This is a genomic window from Lysobacter solisilvae, assembly GCF_016613535.2.
Lineage (GTDB): Bacteria > Pseudomonadota > Gammaproteobacteria > Xanthomonadales > Xanthomonadaceae > Agrilutibacter > Agrilutibacter solisilvae.
In genome coordinates, this window is record NZ_CP071518.1 from 875,760 (window position 1) to 898,258 (window position 22,499).

At 71.4% G+C, this 22,499-nt stretch carries 21 protein-coding genes and 1 pseudogene; 7 read left to right on the forward strand and 15 right to left on the reverse strand.

The window, feature by feature from the left end; genetic code table 11:
• The first annotated feature begins 19 nt into the window (after positions 1-19).
• Together I8J32_RS03950 and I8J32_RS03955 are read left to right on the forward strand one after the other, a co-directional pair.
• Entirely contained in the window at positions 20-607 is a 588-nt protein-coding gene (locus I8J32_RS03950; RefSeq protein ID WP_200614983.1) for an outer membrane beta-barrel protein, read from the forward strand.
• Between the two features lie 218 nt (positions 608-825).
• Complete coding sequence (locus tag I8J32_RS03955) at positions 826-1,692, forward strand: right-handed parallel beta-helix repeat-containing protein (protein ID WP_200614981.1); 867 nt, start codon at positions 826-828, stop codon at positions 1,690-1,692.
• Positions 1,693-1,953: 261 nt separating this feature from the next.
• On the opposite strand, the gene I8J32_RS03960 is transcribed toward I8J32_RS03955, so the two are convergent.
• The 5 genes from I8J32_RS03960 to I8J32_RS03980 form a co-directional block, all read right to left on the reverse strand.
• The gene (locus I8J32_RS03960) at positions 1,954-2,979 is read right to left on the reverse strand and encodes an NAD(P)H-dependent glycerol-3-phosphate dehydrogenase (RefSeq protein ID WP_200615131.1); all 1,026 of its coding nucleotides are present in this window, start codon (positions 2,977-2,979) and stop codon (positions 1,954-1,956) included.
• 30 nt (positions 2,980-3,009) lie between these two features.
• Entirely contained in the window at positions 3,010-3,528 is a 519-nt protein-coding gene (gene secB, locus I8J32_RS03965) for a protein-export chaperone SecB (protein ID WP_200614979.1), read from the reverse strand.
• 158 nt (positions 3,529-3,686) lie between these two features.
• A complete protein-coding gene (locus tag I8J32_RS03970) occupies positions 3,687-4,082 on the reverse strand; it encodes a rhodanese-like domain-containing protein (RefSeq protein WP_407061007.1) in 396 nt (131 codons plus the stop codon).
• Between the two features lie 128 nt (positions 4,083-4,210).
• Positions 4,211-4,627, reverse strand: a complete 417-nt coding sequence (locus I8J32_RS03975; RefSeq protein WP_200614977.1) for a hypothetical protein — start codon at positions 4,625-4,627, stop codon at positions 4,211-4,213.
• 124 nt (positions 4,628-4,751) lie between these two features.
• Positions 4,752-5,210 (reverse strand): YiiD C-terminal domain-containing protein, encoded by a 459-nt coding sequence (locus tag I8J32_RS03980; RefSeq protein WP_200614975.1) that lies wholly within the window; start codon positions 5,208-5,210, stop codon positions 4,752-4,754.
• A 33-nt stretch (positions 5,211-5,243) separates the two neighbouring features.
• On the opposite strand from I8J32_RS03980, the pseudogene I8J32_RS18030 reads away from it, so the two are divergent.
• The 3 genes and pseudogenes from I8J32_RS18030 to I8J32_RS03995 all read left to right on the forward strand — a co-directional run bounded on the left by I8J32_RS18030 (position 5,244) and on the right by I8J32_RS03995 (position 8,586).
• Positions 5,244-6,040 (forward strand): annotated as a pseudogene (locus I8J32_RS18030) (uroporphyrinogen-III synthase).
• 219 nt (positions 6,041-6,259) lie between these two features.
• Complete coding sequence (locus I8J32_RS03990; protein ID WP_245156406.1) at positions 6,260-7,243, forward strand: uroporphyrinogen-III C-methyltransferase; 984 nt, start codon at positions 6,260-6,262, stop codon at positions 7,241-7,243.
• Between the two features lie 92 nt (positions 7,244-7,335).
• Positions 7,336-8,586 carry a heme biosynthesis HemY N-terminal domain-containing protein gene (locus I8J32_RS03995; protein ID WP_200614971.1) on the forward strand — a complete coding sequence of 417 codons (1,251 nt, stop codon included), beginning with the start codon at positions 7,336-7,338 and terminating at the stop codon, positions 8,584-8,586.
• A gap of 69 nt (positions 8,587-8,655) precedes the next feature.
• Here the strand turns inward: I8J32_RS03995 and I8J32_RS04000 are convergent, their stop codons facing one another.
• Positions 8,656-9,702 carry a DUF4349 domain-containing protein gene (locus I8J32_RS04000; RefSeq protein ID WP_200614969.1) on the reverse strand — a complete coding sequence of 349 codons (1,047 nt, stop codon included), beginning with the start codon at positions 9,700-9,702 and terminating at the stop codon, positions 8,656-8,658.
• A gap of 419 nt (positions 9,703-10,121) precedes the next feature.
• Entirely contained in the window at positions 10,122-11,399 is a 1,278-nt protein-coding gene (locus tag I8J32_RS04005) for an acetyl-CoA C-acetyltransferase (protein ID WP_200614968.1), read from the reverse strand.
• A 142-nt stretch (positions 11,400-11,541) separates the two neighbouring features.
• Here I8J32_RS04005 and I8J32_RS04010 point away from each other — a divergent pair, with 142 nt between their 5' ends.
• Positions 11,542-12,486: a hypothetical protein gene (locus I8J32_RS04010; RefSeq protein WP_200614966.1), complete on the forward strand. Its 945-nt coding sequence runs from the start codon at positions 11,542-11,544 to the stop codon at positions 12,484-12,486.
• 26 nt (positions 12,487-12,512) lie between these two features.
• Here the strand turns inward: I8J32_RS04010 and I8J32_RS04015 are convergent, their stop codons facing one another.
• The 3 genes from I8J32_RS04015 to I8J32_RS04025 all read right to left on the reverse strand — a co-directional run bounded on the left by I8J32_RS04015 (position 12,513) and on the right by I8J32_RS04025 (position 15,758).
• Positions 12,513-13,040: a superoxide dismutase family protein gene (locus I8J32_RS04015; protein WP_207526874.1), complete on the reverse strand. Its 528-nt coding sequence runs from the start codon at positions 13,038-13,040 to the stop codon at positions 12,513-12,515.
• 227 nt (positions 13,041-13,267) lie between these two features.
• Entirely contained in the window at positions 13,268-14,704 is a 1,437-nt protein-coding gene (gene ntrC / locus I8J32_RS04020; RefSeq protein WP_207526767.1) for a nitrogen regulation protein NR(I), read from the reverse strand.
• The gene (locus I8J32_RS04025; protein ID WP_200614963.1) at positions 14,694-15,758 is read right to left on the reverse strand and encodes a two-component system sensor histidine kinase NtrB; all 1,065 of its coding nucleotides are present in this window, start codon (positions 15,756-15,758) and stop codon (positions 14,694-14,696) included. The genes ntrC and I8J32_RS04025 overlap by 11 nt, the downstream gene beginning before the upstream one ends.
• Before the next feature lie 278 nt (positions 15,759-16,036).
• On the opposite strand from I8J32_RS04025, the gene I8J32_RS04030 reads away from it, so the two are divergent.
• Positions 16,037-17,719 carry a serine hydrolase domain-containing protein gene (locus I8J32_RS04030; RefSeq protein ID WP_200614962.1) on the forward strand — a complete coding sequence of 561 codons (1,683 nt, stop codon included), beginning with the start codon at positions 16,037-16,039 and terminating at the stop codon, positions 17,717-17,719.
• A gap of 99 nt (positions 17,720-17,818) precedes the next feature.
• Here the strand turns inward: I8J32_RS04030 and I8J32_RS04035 are convergent, their stop codons facing one another.
• The 5 genes from I8J32_RS04035 to I8J32_RS04055 form a co-directional block, all read right to left on the reverse strand.
• Positions 17,819-18,775 carry a right-handed parallel beta-helix repeat-containing protein gene (locus tag I8J32_RS04035; protein ID WP_207526768.1) on the reverse strand — a complete coding sequence of 319 codons (957 nt, stop codon included), beginning with the start codon at positions 18,773-18,775 and terminating at the stop codon, positions 17,819-17,821.
• On the reverse strand, positions 18,763-19,677 hold the full coding sequence (locus tag I8J32_RS04040; protein ID WP_207526769.1) for a right-handed parallel beta-helix repeat-containing protein: 915 nt from the start codon (positions 19,675-19,677) through the stop codon (positions 18,763-18,765). The genes I8J32_RS04035 and I8J32_RS04040 overlap by 13 nt, the downstream gene beginning before the upstream one ends.
• Positions 19,674-20,531: a right-handed parallel beta-helix repeat-containing protein gene (locus tag I8J32_RS04045; protein WP_207526770.1), complete on the reverse strand. Its 858-nt coding sequence runs from the start codon at positions 20,529-20,531 to the stop codon at positions 19,674-19,676. Before I8J32_RS04045 ends, I8J32_RS04040 begins: the two co-directional genes overlap by 4 nt.
• A gap of 73 nt (positions 20,532-20,604) precedes the next feature.
• Positions 20,605-21,453, reverse strand: coding sequence for a right-handed parallel beta-helix repeat-containing protein (locus tag I8J32_RS04050; RefSeq protein ID WP_200614957.1), 849 nt, complete (start codon positions 21,451-21,453; stop codon positions 20,605-20,607).
• 284 nt (positions 21,454-21,737) lie between these two features.
• Entirely contained in the window at positions 21,738-22,487 is a 750-nt protein-coding gene (locus I8J32_RS04055) for an FKBP-type peptidyl-prolyl cis-trans isomerase (protein ID WP_200614956.1), read from the reverse strand.
• Positions 22,488-22,499: the final 12 nt, after the last annotated feature.

A 22,499-nucleotide genomic window follows, 5' to 3' on the forward strand; every position in this document is an offset into this window, starting at 1 on the left:
CAAAAGAGGCCTAGACCTTATGAAGCGCACCCTGCTTGCCCTGACCCTCCTCGCCGCCCTTCCCTTCGCCGCCTCGGCCGCCGAGGGCGTGTCCTACAACTACGTCGAAGGCGGTTACATCGGCACGAACGGCGACAACGCCGACGCCGATGGCTGGACTGTCGGCGGATCGGCCGCCATCGCGGAGAACTTCCACCTGTTCGGCAGCTACGACGCCCAGGAAGGCGACGATTTCACCTTCGGCGGCGTCGGCTTTGATGGCCCCGAAGTGGACCACTGGCGCGCCGGCGTGGGCTACAACCACCAGATCACGCCCAAGGTCGACCTGCTGACGCGGGTGGCCTACGAGAAGTACGACGTCGACTTCGACGGCTTCGATTCCTCCGAGGACGGCTACAGCGTCGAAGCCGGCGTCCGCGGCGCGATGACCCCGAACCTGGAAGGCTACGCGCTGGCCGGCTACGAGGACGCCGAGAACTACGACGGCGACTTCTACGGCCGCGTGGGCGCCCAGGTGAAGTTCAACCAGACCTGGGGCATCACCGGCGACGTGAAGTTCGCCGACGGCGATACGCAGTACTTCGTCGGTCCCCGCATCAGCTTCTGATCCACCCGGAATCCACGACGAAATCTCTCTCTCCCCTGACGTCGTGATTCAAGCCCGGCCCCGGCCGGGCTTTTTTTTGCCCCCCGCCCCGGCAGCGCCGACGGCGCCCGGCCCCCGAGCCGCCGGCTGGGTGGTGCACCCGGACTGCCGCGCCCCGCGACGCGCGGCGCGGTACGCTGCCATCTCGCGGTCCATCGTCCACACCCCGGGGAAACCACATGTTCCGAGCTGTCCTGCTGGCGGCCATCGCGCTCGCCGTCCTCCCGCACGCAGCCCGCGCGGCCGAAAGCTACGACAACTGCGCCGGCACCGTGACTTCGCTGCCCGCCAGCATCGGCGCTTCGGGCGTGTGGTGCATGAAGTCCGACCTGTCCACGGCGATGACCAGCGGCGTCGCCGTCACGATCACCGCCAACAACGTGACCCTGGACTGCAATCATTTCCGCCTTGGCGGCCTGGCCGCGGGCCTGACCACCATGGCGGTCGGGATCCAGGCGAGCGGCCGTTCCAACGTCACGCTGCGCCACTGCAACGTGCGCGGCTTCCTCTATGGCGCGCAGCTCAACGGCGGCAGCGGCAACCTGATCGAGGACAACCGCTTCGACAACAGCACCTACGTCGGAATTTCCGTCTCCGGCGACAGCTTCACCATCCGGCGCAACATGGTGATGCAGACCGGCCTGACCCCGCACTACGACTACGTGCGGGGCATCCTGAGTTCGGGGTCGGCCGGCGTGATCGAGCAGAACCTCGTCAGCGGCGTGGCCCCCAACACACAGGTGTATTCCTTCGGGGCCGGCACCGGCATCGACGTCGGCTCGAGCTACACGGTGGTCCGCCAGAACGACGTCACCGGCGTCTATTCGGGCACCGACTCCGGCGTCATCGGCATCGCCGGTTCCGGCGCGAAGGGCAAGCTGCTGGGCAATACCGTCAGCGCGCTCAACTCGCCGTCGGGAACCCGGCGTGGACTGAACTGCACCGGCGCGCCGTCCACGGTCGCGGTGGGCAACGTCATCAGCGACGCGAGCAGCTCCAACGCGATCTACGCCTGCCTCGACGGCGGCCATAACGTCGAACACTGATGAGGCGCGCACTGCGCGCATCGCATGGCGTTGTCCGCATCCTCGCGGTGCCTGCGTTGGCTTGAACAGGAGCAGGCATCGCAAGGGGAAAGGGCCATGTCGCGTCTTCGCAGCGTCCTGGCTTTGATGCTGTTGGCATTCGCCGCCGTCGCCGCCGGCCGCGCGCACGCGCAGGCGCCGGTCGCGGGAGCGGCGCTGCACGAGCAGTTCTGAGCATTGCGTGTGCGGTCTGCGGGCGCGCGCGAGCGCGCTCCGGAACGGCTAGTTGCCGAACAATCCCTGCGGGTATTCGGGCTTCTGCTCGCGCGCCAGCAACTGGCGCAGTGCGTCGGTCGGGGTGATCTCGCCGTGCAGTACGCGCTGCACGCCGCTGGAAATCGGCAGTTCGATGCCGTGGCGCTGCGCTTGCCGCATGACCTCGTCGGCGGTCTGCACCGACTCCACGACCTGCCCGATCTCGCGCACGGCATCCTGGATCGATTGCCCACGGCCCAGGGCCAGGCCCAGGCGACGGTTGCGGGAAAGATCGCCGGTGCAGGTGAGCACCAGGTCGCCCAGGCCCGCCAGGCCCATCAGTGTTTCGGCCTTGCCGCCGATGGCCTGGTTGAGGCGGAGCATTTCATTGAGCCCGCGCGTAATCAGGCCGGCGCGGGCGTTCAGGCCCAGCTGCATGCCGTCGGCGACGCCGGTGGCCACGGCGAGCACGTTCTTCATCGCGCCGCCGAGTTCGGCGCCGAGCATGTCGTTGCCGGTGTAGGCGCGGAACGCCGGACCGTGCAGGACGTCGGCGACGGCCTGGGCAAATTCGTCGCGGTCCGAATGCACCGTCAGCGCGGTCGGCAGGCCGACGGCCACTTCCTTGGCGAAGGACGGACCGGTGACGACCGCCAGCGGCACGTCGCTGCCGAGGATCTCCTCGGCGACCTCGTGCAGGAAGCGGCCACTGCCCGGTTCGAAGCCCTTCGTCGCCCAGGCCACGCCCGCATCCGGGCGCCGGTGCGGCGCCACGGCCTGCAGGGTTTCGCCGAAGGCATGCGAGGGAACCACCACCAGCACGAGGTCCGCCTGCGAAACGCAGGCGGCCAGGTCCGTGGTGGCTTCCAGGCTGTCCGGCAAGGCGATGCCGGGCAGGTAGCGCGCGTTCTCATGGCGCGAGGCAATGGCCTCGATGGCCTGCGCATCGCGCCCCCAGAGCACCGCGCGGGCGCCGTGACGGGCGATGAGCGCGGCCAGGGCGGTGCCCCAGGAACCGGCACCGATGACCGCGACGGTCAGTGACTCAGGTATCTGCACGCAGGACCCGGGGCGGCGCGCCGGTCAGGCGTTGCCGGCCGTTTCCGAGTCGGCCAGGCTGGTGCCGGCGGTGGCCTGCTGCGCGGCGCGCTGGCGCAGGCCTTCGGCGTACAGGGCCTCGAAGTTGATCGGCTGCAGGAAGAACGGCGGGAAACCGCCGGCCTGGATCAGTTCGCTGATCAGCTGGCGCGCGTAGGGGTACAGCACGTTCGGGCAATGCACGCCCAGCATGCCGTCCAGCGTCGCGGCGTCGAAACCGACCAGGCCGAACACGCCGGCCTGCTTCACTTCGGCCACGTACATGGCCTTGTCGCCGACGTTGCAGGTCAGCGTGATGCCGAGCACGACCTCGAAGGCACTGTCGTTCAGCCGCTGCACGCCCTGCTGCAGGTTCATCTGCAGCTGCGGCTGGGTGGCTTCGTTGAACACGCCGGGGGCACCGGGCACTTCGAAGGAGACGTCCTTGGCGTAGATCTTCTCGACCGTGAACACCGGACCGGTGGCTTCGGCGGGCGCTACGCCGTTGGTGATTTCGTCGGACATCTCAAGGCTCCACAGCAGGTTGCACAAAAAGGGCGGGGATTATGGCACGGCGACTTCGCCGGCCCCGGAGGTACCGCGCGGCCCCGGACGGAGCCGGAGGCGGCGCAGTCTCCCTAGCTTGGGGCGGCGCGGGCGCTTGCAAGGCCCGCGCGTCGCGGTCAGGCGCGGCCCTTGACCAGCGGCAGGTCGGCCTGCTGCCACGCGGCGATGCCGCCGTCGAGCCAGAACACCTGGGTGAAGCCGGCCTTCTTCAGCCGCTTGGCGGCGTCGGCGGACGACTGGCCCATGCGGCAGACCACCACCACCGGCAAGGCCTTGGCCGGGGCCAGGAGCTTGCTGTCGGGGTCGAACTGGCTCATCTGGACCGACTTGCTGCCGGCGATATGGCCCTTTTCGAAGTCATTGGTGGCCGACAGGTCGACGACCAGCGCATTCTCGCGGTTGATCAGGGCGGTGAGTTCGGCCGGCCTGAGCGAGCGGTAGCCGCGGAACAGGCGGGCGATCTCGGTATAGATGATCGCCACGGTGAGGCCGACGAAGGCCAGCGAAAGCATGGGGTTGCGCTCGGCGAACGCGAGAAGGGCTGGGAAGTCCACGGGAATGCGCAGTGCGCCGGGGCAAGGGGGCCCGGATTGTCGCCCAGCGGGGGGCAGGGTGCAAAAGCACCCGCCCCGTGCCGCGTTTACTGGCCCTGCCAGAGGTCCGGCAGCGGGCTGGTCAGCCACCAGGTCTTGGTGGCCTCGTCCCAGCGCCAGTTCTCGACATAGCGCACCCGGCGCTCGGCCATGGTGTGGCGGTTGATTACGCCGATCTCGATGTCGCGCACGGCGGCGCCTTCCTCCACGCGCGAGCCGATCTCGTTGTAGGCCGAGATCTGGACCTGCTTGTAGCGCTCCAGTTCCATCTCGCTGAGCTTGTTCTTCTCGCGCAGCTCCGGATCGATCAGGGTCATCGCGCCCTCGAAGTCGTTCCAGCGCACCGCGCCGGACCAGGCGTACTGCACCTTGCGCAGCTTGTCGCTCTTGGAGCCCTGGGGCGCGGCACAGCCGGCCACCACGAACAGGCACAACAGCACACCCAGGAGCTTGATCAGGCGCATGCGGGCTTCTTCACAGGACGGGAAGCGGCATCCTATCGCCTTGCCGGGGCAAATCCGATGTCCTGCGTCGCGTTCGCGCAACTCCGGCGTGGTCGCGGCCGGGCCGGGAAGCGTGCGGCGGGCTTCAGGCCTTGGCGATGGCCACGTAGCGGGCGGTGAAATCCGCGGCGACGCCGCCTTCGGGCAGCGCGGCCCGCGCCACCAGGCCCAGGCGGGCGCGGCCGCGCGTGCGCAGGGTCTGCACGAATTCCTCGACGCTGGCATCGGCTGCGGGCTCGGCGGCGACGTCCAGGTCGGCGAACAGCGGCGCCAGATAGCGCACCTGGCTGTCGGCCACATAGATGTCGGCCGCCAGGCCGGCGCGCTCGACCAGCAGCGAGACCACACCCCAGGAGGCGAGCGTCATCATCGAGGCCAGGCTGCCGCCGAACGCGCAGCCCTTGTCGTTCACGTGGACCGGCAGGGGGGCGTGGAGCTGGAGACGGTGGCCGTCGTAGCCGGTGATGCTCAGTTGCATCGCCGCCACCGGCGGCATGGCCTGGTAGTGGCTGTCGAGGCGCTGGAGATCGGCGGTATGGGGCATGCGTTCGAACCGGGTCCTACGTAAGCTGCGCGCATGGGGCTGCGCCAGGCATCGCAATGGTATGTGATCTCGCTGCGGCCGCGCGGCGAGCACGCGCCGATGCGACGCGCTGCCGCGCGCCATGGGGCCGCGGTCATCGCGCTCTCGCCGTGGTCGCTGGTGCTGCGCGACGACGCCGACACGCGCCATGCGCTGCGCCAGGCGCTGGCGGGCCCCGCGCGTGGTGTTCACCAGTCCCGCGGCCGTGCGCGCGGCAGGTGAACTGAGCGCGCGCGATGGGGCGAGGTTCGTGCCCGCCGTGCACGCGACGCCGCCGCTATGGTTCGGCGTGGGCGCCGGCACGGCCGCCGCGCTGCGTCGCGCCGGCGCCGTGTTCGCGCAGGCCCCGGCGCGCATGGACAGCGAAGGGATGCTGGCGCTGCCGGGACTGCAGGACGTCGACGGCCAGGACGTCGGCCTGGTGACCGCGCCGGGGGGACGCGATGCGATCGGTCCGGCGCTGGCGGCCCGCGGCGCGCGCGTGCGGCGGGCCGAGGTCTATGCGCGGTCGCCGCTGACACCCTCGCCCCGCGCATTGGCCCGCCTGCACGCCGCCCGCGCGCCGCGCGTGCTCGCAGTCAGCAGTGCCGGGGCGCTGGACCAGGTGATGGCCAGTGTGCCGCCCGACGGAAGCCGATCTGCTGCGCGCGCTGCCGCTGGTGGCGGCCAGCGAGCGGGTGGCCGGCCGGGCCCGGGCGCTGGGGTTCGGCCGCGTGGCCGTGGCGCAGGGCCCGCAGCCGGCGGCGCTGGTCGACGCGGCGCTCGCATACGCTTCCGGTAGCATGCGCTGACGGCCGCCGGACCGCACACCGTGCGGTGGTCGTGCCCGGAACCGGTCCACGCTGCGAGGTGCGCGCCCGCACGCAGGCGGCGCCACGCCAACGCGGACGTTTCCAGCCGATCCATTCCGCCGTGGGCCGCTGCATCGGGTCCGCCGGCGAGCGCAACTTCCTCGGGACCGCCGTTGCGGGCCCGCCACTTCGAGCCCGCCCAACGCGAGTGACTGCGCAGTGCCTTCGCCTACCGACACCGATACCGACGTATCCGCCCTGCCGCCGCCGGCCGAGCCCCGGCGCGGTGGCACGTGGCTGGTGGTGCTGGTGGTGCTCGCCGCCGCCGCCGGGTGGCTGGGTTGGCGGCAGTGGCAGTCGCAGGAGCATTCGCGGGCCGAGCAGGCCGACGTGCAGATCGACGCGCTGATGCAACGCGTCGACACGGTGCGCAGCGAGCAGCGCTCGCACAGCCGGCGCCTGCAGCAGGCCGACTCGCTCAACCGCGTGCTGCGCGACGAACTTAATGGCATCGGCCAACGCGCCGCGCTGCTGGAAGAGAGCGTGGCCAAGCTGGCCGATTCCAATCGCCACGGCGCCCAGGCCCTGCGCCTGGATGAAGCGGAAATGCTGCTGACCCTGGGCGCGCAACGCCTGGACGTGGCCGGCGACCTCGACGGCGCGCGGCGCGCCTACGCGCTCGCTGAAGGGGTCCTCGCCGGCATTGACGATCCTGCCTTCCTCAGCCTGCGGCAGACCCTGCAGCAGGAACGCGCTGGCCTGGACGCCCTGGGCGCCGACCCGCGCGTACGCGCGATCGCGCGGCTGGAAGTCTTCGCGCGCCAGGTCACCGCACCGGCCGGGGGCACCCGCGCGGCCACGCCGGCGCAGGGCTCGTGGTGGGAGCGCGCATTCGGGAACCTGGTGCGCGTGCAACCCACCGACCGCGCCGTCGCGGTGCAGCCAGCCGACCGCGCCGCGGCGCTGGCCGGCCTGCAGCTGGAGATCTCGCTGGCACGGGCGGCGGCCGAACGCCGTGACCGTGACGGCTACCGCGGCGCGTTGTCGCGAGCGGACGCCTGGCTGCAGCGGCTGACGCCGGGATCGGCCGAACTGGCCCGCCAGCGCGCCGCCCTGCGGCAGATCGCCGCCCTGCCGCTCACGGTGTCGCTGCCCACGCTGGGCAGCACCCTCGTCCAACTGCGCCAGCTGCGCACGCGCTGACGCATGGGCCGGCCCATGCGCGTCGTGCACAGGCACGGCTTCATCATCGATCTCCGGATGCCCCCACACCCCCCGCTGCGATGGAGGCCGGCATGAATCTGTTCCGCAACCTGCTGTTCTGGATCGCCCTCGCCCTGCTGGGCGCGCTGGTCGCACAACTGCTGGCCAACGACCGCGGCTACGTCCTGGTCCGCTACGGCGGCAACGACTACGAGATGACGCTCGTGGGGGCGGTGTTGATCACCCTGGGCGTCGCGCTGGGTCTGTGGCTGCTGTGGAAGGTGCTGAGCCTGCCCTTCGTCGCGATGCGCCGGCACCGCAAGCGCCAGGCGCGCGCGCACCTGACCCAGGGCCTGCTGGATCTGGAGCATGGCCATTGGACCCGCGCGGAGAAATCGCTGGCGCTGGCCGCGCAACAGGAAGACGTCGCCGCCCTCGCGTCGCTGGCCGCCACGCGCGCGGCCTGGCAGCGCGGCGAACCCGACGCCGCGCGCGCGCATGCCGAACGCCTCGCCGCGCGCCACCCCGCCACCCGCGCCATCGCATTGGCCGAGCTGGCGCTGGCCGAAGCCCATCCCGATGCCGCGCTGGCGGCGCTCGATGCGCCCGAAGCACAGCCCCTGCCGCCGCGCGGACTGGCACTGCGCGCGCAGACACTGGTCGCGCTGGGCCGCGCCGGCGAGGCGTATGGGCTGCTGGGCGCGCTGCGACAGCAACAGGCCCTGCCACCCGCGCGGCTGCAGGAGTTCGAGGCGCAATGGGCCCAGGCGGGCCTGCTGGAAGCCGCCGACGCCAACGTGCTGGCCGATCGTTGGGAAGCGCTGCCCAAACCACTGCGCAGCGACCCGGCGGCGGTCGCGGCCTACGCGCGCCGCGCCGCGGCACTGCGCTGGGACGACGCCGCGGCACGCAGCGTCGAGCACGCCTTGGACACGCAGTGGGACGAGTCGCTGGCCGCGCTCTACGGCAGCCTGCCGATCGGCGCGGTGGACGCACGCCGCGAACACGCGACGCGCTGGCTGCAGGCCCATCCCACCAGCTCCGCACTGTCATTCACCCTGGCGCGACTGGCCCAGCAGCAGAACCAGTGGCCGCAGGCGGAAGCCCATCTGCATCGCGCGATCGCGCAGGGCGCCGGGGCGCCGGCGTGGGAGGAACTGGGCCATGGCTACGCGCAGCTGGGTGACGAGATGCGCGCGCGGCTGAGCTACGCCAACGCCTTGCGCGCCGCGCGCGGGGAACCGGTGGAAGCCCTGCCCGGCCGCGACCTGCGCCAGCGCATCGCCGACGAAGCGGCGATCGAGGAGCGCGACGAACACGGCATGCCGCGCCTGCGCGGTTGAGGCTGCCGGATCGGTTTTGAATTGAATCGACCCCGTGCCGGGCTCATTGCCCGGCACGGGGTTGGATGATCACGCTGCCGGTGGGCGACGCTTCCACCAGCGGCGCGTCAGCACACCGGCCGCGGCCAGCACCAGCCACAGCGGCCACACGCCGGCCATCGCCACCAGCAGGTCGAGCAGGCCGTACCAGCCGGTGCTGACCGAATGCCACAGGCGCGAGAAGAACGACGGGCCATCGCGCAGCAGGATGGCGTCGACATCCACCCGTTCGGTCCGGCGCACCTGCGGCAGCTGGTACACAGACAGCTCCACCGTGGCGAAGGCGACGCGATCTTCGAAGCTGCGCTGCTGGATCAGCGCTTCGTCGCGCTGCATCTGGGCCTGGCTGCGCGCACCGATCGCCTCGGTGCGGTCGCGCAGGCGGCCCTCGGACTGGGCCACCTGGCCCAGCGACTGCTGGGCGGTGTGCTCGCGCGCATAGGCCAGCTGCTGGCGCAGCAGTTCGAACTGTGCGTCCTGCGCGGCGAAGTTGCGGCTGTCCAGGAACTCCACCTGGCTGGCGAGCGCACGCAGGAAGTCCTGGGCGCGTGCACTGGGCACGCGCACCTGCAGGTCGCCGCGCACGGTGTAGGTCGCCAGCTCGATCACCTTGCCGTCGCCACTGGGGCGGGTGCGCACGTCCTCGATGTCGGTGCGGATGTCGTTGCGCACGACGAAGCCGCCATGGCGGGCAACCAGGTCCTCGATCGCCAGCGCCGACCCGTAGACCTCGCGCACCCGGAACTGCGCGCTGGCGGTGCGGATGAACCTGCGCTCGCCGTCGTCCTGCGTGGTCGCGGCCGACTGCAGCTGGGTACCCGGATCAGGGGGCGGCGCCGGTTCGCCGGGGCTCACGGCCGCGCCGGCGTCGGATGCCACGGCCATGTCCGCGCGGGGCGCCGTGGGCGCGGCGGGCGGCGCCATGCCGCGTTGCGGTGAAGGTGCTGATTCTTCGGCGCGCTCGGCGGCGACGTCGGCGGATGCGGCCTGTTCGGGGGTGCCCTGCTTCGAACAGGCCGCCAGGGCCAGCAGGAACAGCAGCAGCAGCGGGGCGTATGACCGGTGTGTCGTGCGCATCGTGGATTTCTCGCGGGTGAGGGAAGCCCCTGCGGGGCGGGTGCGCGATTGCTAACGCGCGCGGCTGGCATTCGGGGTCGGATCCAGCGCGTGCGGTGTGGCGGTCCGGTCAGGCGGCAGGCGGCGCGCCCGCATGCGGCGAGCGGTCGGCGTCGTTGCCGCTGAGGCCCCAGTGCCGCGCGGACGACCTGTCGGCGCGCAGTGAGCCGCTGCCCAGGGCGTGGACGCAGCGACGTCAACGCATCCAGCTTCTGACGCACCGGCGTCGGGCTTGCAGACAGCAGGCACCGCGGGCATCGGCGGCGCGGCGAGGGTCACCGCAGCGCGCCCGTCGGCAGCACAGGCGCCTCTGTCGGGGCACGATGCGCAGAGGGTCCGCGCGCGCCCGATCAACGGCGAAGCCCCCTATTCGCCCGCGCTCAGCGCTCCAGGATCGCCACCACGCCCATGCCGCCGGCGGTGCAGATCGAGATCAGCGCGCGCCCGCCGCCGCGCTCCTTGAGCTGCTTGGCCGCCGTGGCAACGATGCGTGCGCCGGTGGCGGCAAAGGGATGGCCGGCCGCGAGAGAGGATCCGACCGGATTGATCCTGGCCGGGTCGATTCGGCCCAGCGGCGCGTCCAGGCCGAGGCGGTTGCGGCAGTAATCCTGATTTTCCCACGCACGCAGCGTGCACAACACCTGCGCGGCGAAAGCTTCGTGGATCTCGTAGATGTCGAAGTCCTGCAGCGTCAGCCCGTTACGGCGCAGCATCTCCGGCACCGCCACGGTGGGCGCCATCAGCAGGCCTTCGCCGTGGACGAAGTCGACCGCCGCCACATGCGCATCGCGCAGGTAGCAGAGCACTTCGTGGTTGTGGCGGGCCGCCCATTCATCCGAGGCCAGCAGGCAGGCGGCGGCGCCGTCGGTCAGCGGCGTGGAATTGGCCGCGGTGAGCGTGCCACGGCCCGAGGTCTTGTCGAAAGCAGGCTTGAGCGAGGCCAGCTTGGCCAGCGTGGAATCGGCGCGCAGGATGTTGTCGCGCGCGACGCCGCGGAAACTCACCACCAGGTCGTCGAAGAAGCCGCGCTCGTAGGCGGCGGCCAGCTTCTGGTGCGAGGACAGCGCCCACTCGTCCTGCGAGTCGCGGGCGATGTTCCACTCCTTGGCCATGTCCTCGCAGTGCTCGCCCATCGACTTGCCGGTACGCGGCTCGGCGACACCGGGGAAGTCGGGCTTGAGCTCGCGCAGGTGGAAACCCTTGAAGGCGCGCAGCTTGTCCTGCGTGGTCTTGCCCATCGCCGCGCTCAGCAGGCGCCGGCGCAGGCTGCGGCCGTAGACGATCGGCACATCCGACGTGGTGTCCGAACCGCCCCCGATGCCGGCCTCGATCTGGCCGGTCGCGATCTTGCCGGCGACGTGGACGATGGTATCCAGCGAGGTGCCGCAGGCGCGCTGCATGGTGATGCCCGGCGTCAGCGGCGACAGGCCCGACGATAGCGCGGCCTCGCGGCCCAGGTTCCAGTCGCTGCTGTGCTTGATCACGGCGCCCATCGCGACTTCGCCCAGTTGCGCGCCGTGCAGCCCGAATTTCTCGACCAGCGCGCCCAGGGTGCGCACCGACATGCCCAGGTTGCCCACGTCCGCGTATGCGGTGTTCTGGCGGCAGAAAGGAATTCGGACGCCGCCGAGCACGGCAACGGGTCTCACTGGACGCATCGAGGCAACCTTTGGCTGGGGGGCGGGCCGCGTGGCGGCACCGCCGGTCATTGGCATCACGTCCGCCATACTGGCCCGGACGGTGATAATGGGAGTGTAACGTTCCCTCCCTGCCCGACCAACCAACGAGCCCGCCCCGCGCATGACTGGAACCGCCTCCATCCCCGATGCCGCCGCCACGCCGCACGGCGTGAACGTGCTCGGTGCGCTGGCGCTGGAGCTGCGCGGCGACTCGCCCGTGGCCCGCGCCTGCCTGGACCAGGCCGGGGCCGGCGCACTGGCTGACTTGATCGCGCGCGATCTGGCGCGGCTGGCGCCGCAGGCCGCGACCCTGCAGCTGGTGACGGCAGGCGCGCATTACGACCCGGTCGAGATGCTGCGGCCCGGTTGGGCGCTGCATCGCGAACTCGATGAACTGGCCGCGCGCGCACCGCGCCCCTCGTCCAGCGCCGGCGACGACTGGGCGGGCGGCAGTGTGGTGGCCTTCGGCGCCCACGACGGGCAGATGCCCGGCGCGCTCGCGCCCTCGGCGGATTTTTTCGGCGGTCCGCTGCGCGTGGTGCCGTTCGTGCTCGGCGGCGATGGACGGGTGATCGCGCAGGTCGGCGACTGCTTCGAGCGGGAACTGATCGAGCGTGGCATGGCCGGCGCCGACACCGCGCTGGCCGCGCAGGAAAGTTTCGGGCTGCAGGTCGAGCACGCCCGCTATCTCACCGCGCACGACCTCGCCGCGATGACGGCGCTGCAGTACGAACACGCCGGCCTGGGCGCGCTGTGGCCGGTCCTGGAGACCGCGCTGCTGGAGCCCGACGCCGAAGCCTGGCTGGATGCGCCCCCCGAGCCGCTGGTGCATTACGTCGAAGGCGAGGCGCGCATCGCCATGTTCGAACCCAATGCCTGGCGGACGCGCTATGCGGCCGAGGCCGACTGCAGCGACCCGCAGGTCCGCGAGCGTCTGTTGCGGCTGCACGAGCAGTTCCAGGCGCGACAGCGCCAGGTCGCGGCCGTGCTGGCCGCGCACGCGGTGCCGGTCACCTTCGTCCACTGCGACGAGGCCACGCAGGTCGATCCGCGCGCGGCGCTGTAGGCCGCGGCAACCGCGGCCGCACGGGGTCAGGGCGCGCTGATGACGCCGCAGGCCACGCGCGCACCGGCGTTGCCGGCCGGCTGGCTGCGGTAGTCGTCGGCCATCGCATGCACGACCACGGCCCGGCCGACGATGTCCTCGGCGCCGCCGCCGAGCGTCACGCCCAGGGCCTGCACGTCCACCTTCGCCACGCCACGCGCGTCGGCCACCAGGTTGTCCATGTCGCCGCCATGATGCGGACCGCTGCCCGCGCGGCCGTGCGGCTGCCCCTGCGGATTGAAATGGCCGCCGGCACTGGTCGCATCGACCGCGCTGCAGTCGCCCTTCTCGTGGATGTGGATGGCGTGCGTGCCGCCGCGCTGCAGTCCGCCCAGCTCGCCGGTGATGCGAACGCCGCCGGGTACCGCCCTGAGCGTGAGACGGCCGCTGACCAGACTGGCCGACGCGGGTGCCATCGCGACGTGTGCCTGCGCGAGGGTGGACACGGACGACGCCGGCGGCGGCGCCTTCGACGCGGGCGCGCTGGCACACGCGACCAGCAGGGCCGACATCATGGCCAACGCCACAGCACGGCCCGTGGGACGGGCCCAGCGCGCAGCGGCATGGCGCGCCGATCGCGCGTCCACCGTGCCTGCGCGGGGCGCGGGGAAGCCGCCGGCGAGTCCGCGTCGGTGATCCGGGTTCGACGTCATCGAAGTGCTCCTGGTTGCGTGGTCCGCGCGCGGCAGGATGGCCGCGTTGGTTCGGTGCCGGGTGTGATCGCCGCGGCGCGAGGCAAGGTTCAGCGGCGGGCGGGCCCCAGTTTCCGGCCGATGGTGTTGCGCCCCAGCCCGAGCAGGGCCGCCGCCTCGCCACGGTGGCCGCCGGTGTGCTCGAGCGCGGCCTGCAGGAGTGCCTGGTCGACCCGCTCGCGAACCTGCGCGTGCAGGTCGGGCACGCCCGCGGCCAACTGCGCCCGCGTCCACTGCGCCAGCAGGCCGTCCCAGCCGGTCGGGGAGGTCGCCTGGCGCGAGTCCACCATGGCCGGCGACAAGGCGGCGTCGACGTCCGCCGCACCCAGCGTGTCGGCCGGGGCCAGGGCGGCCAGGCGCCAGCACAGGTTTTCCAGTTCGCGCACGTTGCCGGGCCAGTCGTGCGCCAGCAGACGCTCGATGGCGCCCTTGCCAAGGCGCTTGGGTGCGGCCCCGAAACGCCGCGCGGCCGCCGCCAGGAAGCCCTGCGCCAGGCGCGGGACGTCGGCGCGGCGCTCGCGCAGCGGCGGCAGGCGCAACCGCACCACATCGAGGCGGTGCAGCAGGTCGGCGCGGAAGCGGCCCTGGGCGACCTGCTGCTCCAGCTCCTGGTGCGTGGCCGCGATCACCCGCACGTCGACCCGGATCAGTTCGCGCCCGCCGACGCGGAAGAACTCGCCCTCGGCCAGCACGCGCAGCAGGCGCGTCTGCAGGGGCAGCGGCATGTCGCCGATCTCGTCCAGGAACAGCGTGCCGCCGTTGGCCTGCTCGAACCGGCCCAGGTGGCGGCGCGTGGCGCCGGTGAAGGCGCCGGCCTCGTGGCCGAACAGTTCGCTCTCCAGCAGTTCGGCAGGGATCGCGGCCGTGTTCAGCGCGACGAAGGGCCGCGACGCACGCGGTGATTCCCGGTGCAGGGCGCGCGCCACCAGTTCCTTGCCGGTGCCGGTCTCGCCGGTGACCAGCACCGACAGCGGCGCCTGCGCCAGCCGTCCGATCGCCCGGAACAACTCGCGCATGGCCGGCGTGTCGCCGATCAGTTGCGGGGCGTCGCCGCTGCCGACGTCATCGGCGCCCGCCGCAGGCTCGACGCCCGGCGCACCGTTGCCCGCCGCGGCCTGTGGCAGTGCCCGCGCCGCCAGCGCCACGGCGTCGTTGAGGTCGAAGGGCTTGGACAGGAATTCGTGCGCACCGCCGCGGAACGCGCCAGCGGTGCTGGCCACGTCGGTGTACGCGCTCATCACGATCACCGGCAGCGAAGGGTGGGACGCCTTGAGCTTCTCCAGCAGCGCCAGGCCGTCCTCGCCCGGCATGCGCACGTCGGTGAACAGCAGGTCCGGTGGCGTGCGGCTGCGCAGCGCGGCGCGCGCATCGGCGGCATTCTCGAACGCCTCCACCGCGTAGCCGGCCTCGCGCAGGGCGGTGGCCAGCACGAACCGGACACTGCGGTCGTCGTCGACGATCCAGATGCGCGCGGCGTCACTGGGCATGTTCGGTTTCCTCCAGCGGCATCGGCAGCAACAGCGTGAACACGGTGTGGCCCGGACGCGAGCGGTACACCAGGGAGCCGCGATGCTCGCGCGCCACCTGCTGCGCCAGTGCCAGGCCCAGGCCCGTGCCTTCGGCGCGGCCGGTCACCAGCGGCAGGAAGACGCGTTCGGCCAGCTCTTCGGGCACGCCGCGCCCGTCATCGACGATCTCCAGCCGCAGCGCGAGCGGGTGCGCTTCGTCGCCGATGCGCACGCCATGTTCGGCCCGCGTACGCAGGCTCACCTGGGTGGCGCCGGCCTCGATGGCGTTGCGCACCAGGTTCCAGACCGACTGGGTGAGCCGGTCGGCATCGCCGACCAGCTCGGGCAGGCTGGGGTCGTAATCGCGCGTGAGTTTCACCGCCCAGCCGGCATCGGACTCGGCCAGGCGCAGCACGCGCTCGAGCACGGCGTGGATGTTGAGCGCCTCGTGCGGCCGCGCCGGCGTCGGCGACAGCAGGCGGTCGAGCAGATCGGCCAGGCGCGCGACCTCGGCCTCGATCAGCGCCAGCAGCTCGCGCGAATCGTTGTCCTCATCGCCGTGCGCGCCCAGGCGGCGCGCCAGCAGCTGCGCCGCGCCCTTCAGGCCGGCCAGCGGGTTGCGCAGTTCGTGGGCCAGGCCCTTGAGGGCGGCGGACAAGGCCGACGGCAACGCCACCGCCGGATCCTCGCCCGGGAATTCCTCGACCGGATGCGCCTCGAACAGCCAGCCCGCCGCCTGGCGCGACAGGCTCACGTCGGCGAAGCGGGGCTCGTCCTGGCCCGGGAAGGCCAGCGCGAGGCGGCGCAGGCGCAGGCTGTCGCGGGCGGGTTCGGCGTCGAGTTCGCGCAGCGCGCGGGCGAGCAGGTCGCCATCGACCTCCAGCGCCGCCAGCGGCACCCCCGGCAGACGCCGGGCGCTGACGCCCAGCCACCGGGCCAGCGCGGTATTGGACCCGGCCAGGGCCCCGGTCTCGTCGGTCCAGCCGATCGGAGTGGTCAGCGAATCTAATCCGGGGGCGGCATCGGCGGGCATTGCACCATCGTAGTGCAAAGGGGCGGGGCAGGCCCCAGGCGTGCGTCCATCGCCCCTCTGGCTGTCCCGTTCAGCGGCTCGTTCGACGAAATCACGTCCTCCGACGAAAACCCGTTGACGACATACTAGTTGGTTCGTACTAATGCCTTCGTACATTCGCAGACCCGGATCTGGTACCCAGACGCGAGCCCGGCCGCGTCTGCGGAAGCAGCGCGATCCGGCTCCCCGGCTGCGCGCGCACATCCCGCCCTCTCCGACCAACACCCACGGATGCCCACATGAAACGACTCGCCCCGCTGCTGCTCCTGCTGCCCTGCCTGTACACCCCTGCCCGGGCACAAGCCGAGGCGATGCTCCCGTCCGCGGCCGAGGTCGCGCGCCAGGCCGACGAACTGCTCGACCAGGCCTATCCCGCCCGCGGCCCGGGCGGCGCCGTCCTGGTCGCCCGGGGCGACACCGTGCTGTATCGCGCGGCCCGCGGCGAAGCGGACATCGACCGGCACGTCCCGCTCGAGCCCGACGCGCTGTTCCGCATCGGGTCGGTCAGCAAGCAGTTCGCCGCCGCCGGCCTGCTCACGCTGGTCGAAGCCGGCAAGGTCAGCCTCGACGATCCGCTGTCGAAATACGTCGCCGATTTCCCGGGTGGCGAAGGCATCACCGTCGAACAGCTGCTCAACCACACGTCGGGCGTGAAGAGCTACACGGCCATTCCCGGCTACATGGACGGCCCGATCCGCAAGGACCTCAGCACCGCGCAGATGGTCGACGTGTTCCGGCGGCAGCCGCCGGATTTCGCCCCCGGCACGCAGTGGGCCTACAGCAATTCCGGCTATGTGCTGGTGGGCGCGGTGATCGAAGCCGCCAGTGGCCAGCCGTGGCACGCCTATCTGCAGCGCGTCCTGTTCGAGCCGCTGGGCATGCGCGACACGGGCTACGGGCATGACCCGGAATTCGCCGCGCGCCAGGTCAAGGGTTACACCTTCGACGGCGACAAGGCGGTGCCGATGCGGCCGCTGAGCATGACCCAGCCGCACGCCGCCGGGGGGCTGGTCTCCAACGTGGACGACCTGCTGAAATGGAATCGCGCGCTGCACGAGGGCCGCGTGCTCAAGAACGATTCCTACGTGCGCATGATCACGCCGGTCGGCGCGGCCGCCGCCAAGGGCATCGAGTACGGCTTCGGCATCTCGCGCGACCGCGTGCGCAACCAGGACCAGCTGCAGCACGGCGGCGGCATCTTCGGTTTCATCTCGCAGCTGGCCTATGTGCCCGGCCCGGACATCACCGTGGCCGTGCTGGAGAACGATGACAACGATGTCAGCGACGGCGCCAGCGTCCTGGCCCGCAAGCTCGCCGCGATCGCACTGGGCCAGCCGTACCCGGAACTGCGGCCGATCGCGGTGGCTGCGGCACAACTGCGCGCCGCAGAAGGCGTGTACCGCTTTGAAGGCGACATCACCCGCGTGCTGCGCATGGTGGATGGACGCCTGACCGCGCAACGCAGCGGCGGCAAGCGCGCGGACCTGGTCCCGATCGCTGCGGACGACTTCCTGTATGCCGACGGCTTCAACCGCCTGCAGTTGCTGCGTGATGCGGCCGGCGCCATCAGCGGCATCCGCTTCTTCGCCAATGGCGAAGGCGACGGCGTGGTCGGCTCGCGGACGGACGACGCGCTGCCGGCCGAGCCGGTGGCCGTGCAACTGCCGCGCGCAGCGCTGGAGCGCCTGGTCGGCGCCTATTCCGGCGGCGGCATGATCATGAAGGTCTTCGTCGACGGCGAATCGCTGCAGGCGCAGCTGCCGGACCAGCCGCCGGTGCACCTGGAGGCGAGGTCAACGACGGTGTTCCAGGTCCGGGAAACGCCCGAAGCGATCGTGGAGTTCGGTCCCGGCGATGCGCCGCCACAGGCGCTGGTGCTGCGGCAGAACGGGCGGGAGCTGGAGTTCAAGCGCACGCCGTAGGCGCGCGGCATGTGTGGAGCGGGGAAGACGGCGGCGGCTGCAGACAACCGACCGGCGCGGCCAGCGGAGCCGCCGCCGCCCGCCACCCCACATCAGGCCCTACTCGCACCACGGCCAGTTGAAGCACGGCGGCTCCGGCCGCGGACTGCCGCTTTCGATGCGGTTGCCACCGCCGTCCTGGCAGTCGGCGAACTCGGTGGAACCGAAGCCGACCGCGGTATTGCCGCGGCAGACGCTGCTGGACACGCCGCTGCCGACGATCGATCGCGCGGGAAGCCAGTCGTAGCCGGTGGATGCCGGGTTCGGGCTGGCGCCGGTGAACACGTTGTCGCGCGCGGCGCCCCCGCTGAGCAGCTTGATGCCGATGCGGTCGGTGCCCACGTCGCCCATGTGGACGTGGTTGCCGTCGGCGGTGCCGTTGGTCAGGATGCCGCGGGCCTGGTGGACGCTGCCCGTGGAGCGGTCGACGACGCGGGTAATGGTGTTGTCGACGATCGAGGGCGCGGCCAGCGCGGTGGCCGGCGCGGTCGCGTAGATCCCGTAGGCGTAGGCGCTGGGCCCGCCGGTGTCGGTGATCGCGTTGTCGCGGATCTGCACGCCGTCGCCGTCGGTGAGCACGCCGATGTAGCGGCTGCGGTCGATGGTGTTGTCCTCGACGAGGTGCCCGTCGCCGGACAGCTTGACGCCGAAATTGAAGCCCTGCAGCCGGCACTGGCGGATCGTGGCGGACTTGCGCCCACCCCCGGCGTACACGCCGACGGCCGCGGTCGTGCGCCAGTCGGCGCCCAGGTTGCTGATCCGGAAGTGGTTGCAGTCGACCGTGACGTGGTCGGCCGCGATGGTGATGGCCGCGCCGCTGGTCTGGCTGGTGTAGCGGGTGCCGCGCAGGCACCAGGTACCGGCCGCGCTGATGGTCGCCGGCAGGCTGTCGATGTAGCCGGTGCAGTTGGCGTAGTCCTCGGCCGCGTAGGCGCTGGAACCCAGCGGGCCCGCGGCCAGCAGGGCGGCGGCGGCCAGGCGCAGCGCGTACGGCCGGAGTCGGGTCACGGGGTCCATGGCTGCACCGTATTGTCGTTCAGATAGCAAAGCGGCACGTAGTACTCGTCAAAGGGGTGCGGTCCCTCGAACCGTTGCAGGACATTGCCGCGGCAGGCCACGGGCAGGTACCACAAGTGTGGGACCGTCCAGTCGCCGGTGATCCACTCGCCCGGAATGTAGATGCCGATGTCGCCGACGACCCTGGCCGACAGACTGTTGTCGATCACCGCGGCGGCGCCGGCGACGATGCCGAAGCCGACGGTCGCGCTTTCGACCCGGTTGCGGCGGACCATGCCGTCTTCGATCGCGATGCCGGCGTGGGAGCCGAACTGCTGCATCAGGCCCAGCACCTGGTTGTCCTCGATCCGGGCGCGGTAACCCTTGATTCCGTACACGTAGGTCCTGATCGTGCCCACGCCGGTGTCGAGCACGCGGTTGCGGCGCACGCGCGCCACGCCGCCATCGGCCCGGCCGTACGCGTCGATGCCGACCTGCGTGCTCATCTCCACGCTGTTGTCTTCGACCAGGCTGCCGCCGCCGACCGCGATGCCGGTGGCGAAGCCCTCGACACGACAGCCACGCACGGTCGCGCCGCGCTGCAAGCCGCGGATGCCCGTGGCCTGAGTGGCCGCGCCCGCGCCGAGCCCGCTGACGCGGAAGCCGTTGCAGTCGATGGTGACGTTTTCCACCCCGACGGTGATGGCATTGCCCGACACCTGGCTGGTGTAGAGGTGCTTGCGCAGGCACCAGGTGCCCTCGCCGGAAATCGTCGCCGGCAGCGTATCGATGAAGCCTCGGCAGTTGTCGTAGCTCCCGGCGGCCATCGCATGGCCCGGCACGAGGAGGACAGCCGTCAGCAGGCCGAGCAGCAGGGTTCGGTATGCCACGGTCAGTTCGCTGGGCATGTCGGACATGGTCATGGCGCCACCTGTGGCGGCGCCTGCTTCACGTGGCTCAGATTCTCACCGCCGGCCTGGCAGCCGCTGATGAGGGCCGCGGGTGCCTGGTCGCCATGGAAGCCGACCACGCTGTTGTCGCTGCAGACCGTGCGCGCGCTGCCGCCGCCGACGATCGCCGTGTCGGGCACGTAATCGTGGTTGCCGTCATTGCCCGCTCCGCCGCCGCCGGTCAGCACGTTGCCGCGCGCGACGCCGCCGGCCTGCAGCAGGATGCCGATCCGGCCGGGGCCCACCCCGCTGATATTGACCAGGTTGTCCTGCACCAGGCCGTTGCTCATGATGCCGCGCACCTGCACGCCACCCGGGACGCGCGGGACGACCCCGGACACCAGGTTGTCCACGATGGTGGGCGCGGCCGTCGCCGAAGTGGGCGCCAGGGCATAGATGCCGTAGGCGAAGCCGGTCGGGCCACCGGTGTCGCTGACGGCGTTGCCGCGGATCACGGTCGCGTCGCCCTCGGTCTGCACGCCGATGAACCCGCTGCGGTCGACCGTGTTGTCCTCGACCAGGTGCCCGTCGCCCACCAGCTTGATGCCGAAATAGAATCCCTGGATGCGGCAGCGCCGCACCGTCACGCCCTGCCGGGTACCGGTGGCGCTGACGCCCGTCGTCGCGCCACCGCCACTGAGGCGGAAATCGTTGCAGTCCAGGGTGACGTTGTCCGCGGCGATGGTGATTGCCGCGCCGTTGCTCTGGCTGGTGTGGCGGTTCGCGCGCAGGCACCAGTTGCCGGAGGCCCCGATGGTGGCCGGCAGGGTGTCGATGTAGCCGGTGCAGCTGGCGTAGTCCTGCGCGGCCCGGGCCGCGGGAGCCATGCCGATCGCACCGGCGAGCCCCAGCAGGAGCAGGAACGCGTGCCGCGCGCCGCGCGGGAGGGTTCGAAGGTATTCAAGGTGACTGCACCGTGTTGTCGGAGCCCACGCACGATTCGTAACCGTTGCCGACGCCACGCGCGACGTTGCCCCGGCACACCGAAGGCCACTGGTAGAGATCGTATTGGCCGCCGCCGAAATCCAGGTACCCGGACGCTGCCTGGATCGCATGGGAGGTGTGGTGCGGCAGGCCGGACACGGTGTTGTCGACGTTGGCCGCCGACATCGTGGCGATCGCCGCCAGGCGTCCGACGCCCGACACATGGTTGCGGCGGACCCAGCCGCTGTTGAGGCGGATGCCGACGGCCTCGCCCGTGGCAGGGCCGACGCCCGCGATCACGTTGTCCTCCACGCGCGCGAAAACCGCTGCCAGCGCGGTCGCCGGGCTGAAGGCGCGGCCGGTGTCAGTGATCCGGTTGCGGCGGACCCAGGCGAAGGCCCGGGGCTCGCCGTACACGTTCAAGCCCTCGGCGGTATTCGTCTCGAACCGGTTGTCCTCCACTCGCTGCCCACCGCCAGCCAGCCTGGCGCCGATCCGGAATCCCTGCACCCGGCAGTGGCGAAGGGTGGTCGCCCGCTTGCTGGCGTAGATGCCCGTCGCCTGCGTGGCGGCGCCCGCACCCAGGCCGCTGATGCGGAAGTCGTTGCAGTCGATGGTCACGTTCTCGGCCGCGACCGTGATCGCGTAGCCCGATGCCTGGCTGGTGTACAGATGATTGCGCAGGCACCACGTGCCTTCGCTGGAGATCGTGGCCGGCAGCGACTCGATGAAGCCGGTGCAGTTGGCATAGCTCTCCGCGGCGCGCGCGTCGGCGGGCGCCAGCGCAACGAAGGAAAGCAGCAGCAAGGGAAGTAGTCGGATCATGGAAGCGGCCTTGGGCGCATGCGGCGCGCGATGCGCGTGCGCGACTCTAGCACCGCCGCCGCGGCGGAGCCGACTCGCGCGAGCCGCGGCGCCGGCTTCGGCAAAGTCCGGCCCCGCAGGCACTGCCGCTGAACTGTTCGGCTTCGACGCGCTGTCCCGGGTCTTGTGAAGACGCCGCTGACCAGAGGCTCCTGCCGCGGCGACAAGCACGTTGAGGTTGCCGGTGCTCTCACGCCCGCGCATCACGAGCGCCCGAGCGGCCACGGCCGCGTGGGCAGCACGGGTCACCGGCCGGGCTGTTCCGGTGCCGCGGGCCCCTGCGCGACCTCGAGCAGTTCGATCTCGAACACCAGCGTGCTCTGCGGCTCGATGGCGCCCGGCACGCCGGCTTCGGCGTAAGCCAGTTTGGACGGAATCCACACCCGATGGCGACTGCCCACGGCCATCAGGGTGATGGCCTCGCGCAGGCCGGGCATGACCTGGCCGAGGGGGAATTCCGCGGCATGATCCACCTTCCAGGTGTTCTCGAATTCGCGGCCGTCGAGCAGCGTACCGGCGTAGTTCACGCGCACCGTGTCGCCGGCCTTCGGATGTGCGCCGGTGCCCGGCTTGAGCACCAGGTACTGCAGGCCTGAGGAGGTGCGCCGCACGCCGGGCTTGCCGGCGTTCTTCTCCAGGAACGCATCGCCCGCGCGCAGGTTGTCGGCGGCCAGTGCGCGCTGACGCGCCTCGCGCTGCTCGCGCAGGTGCGTGCTGAACTGCGTGCGCGTGTGTTCGAGCGCCTGCGCATCGAGCAGCGAGGGGCGCCCGGCCAGGCGGTCGCGGACCGCCTGTTCGACGATGGCCAGGTCGACCTCGTCGCGGATCGGTTCCAGGTTCCGGGCCAAGTCCAGGCCCACCATGTAGCTGGCGCGCGCGCGGTCGGAATCCAGGCGCTCCACACGGGGCGCGGAAGCGGTGTCCGGCCCCTTGCCTGCCGGCTGGCAGCCAGCCAGTGAGGCGGCGAGCACCGCGCTGACAATGAAACGACGCATGACAACTCCTGC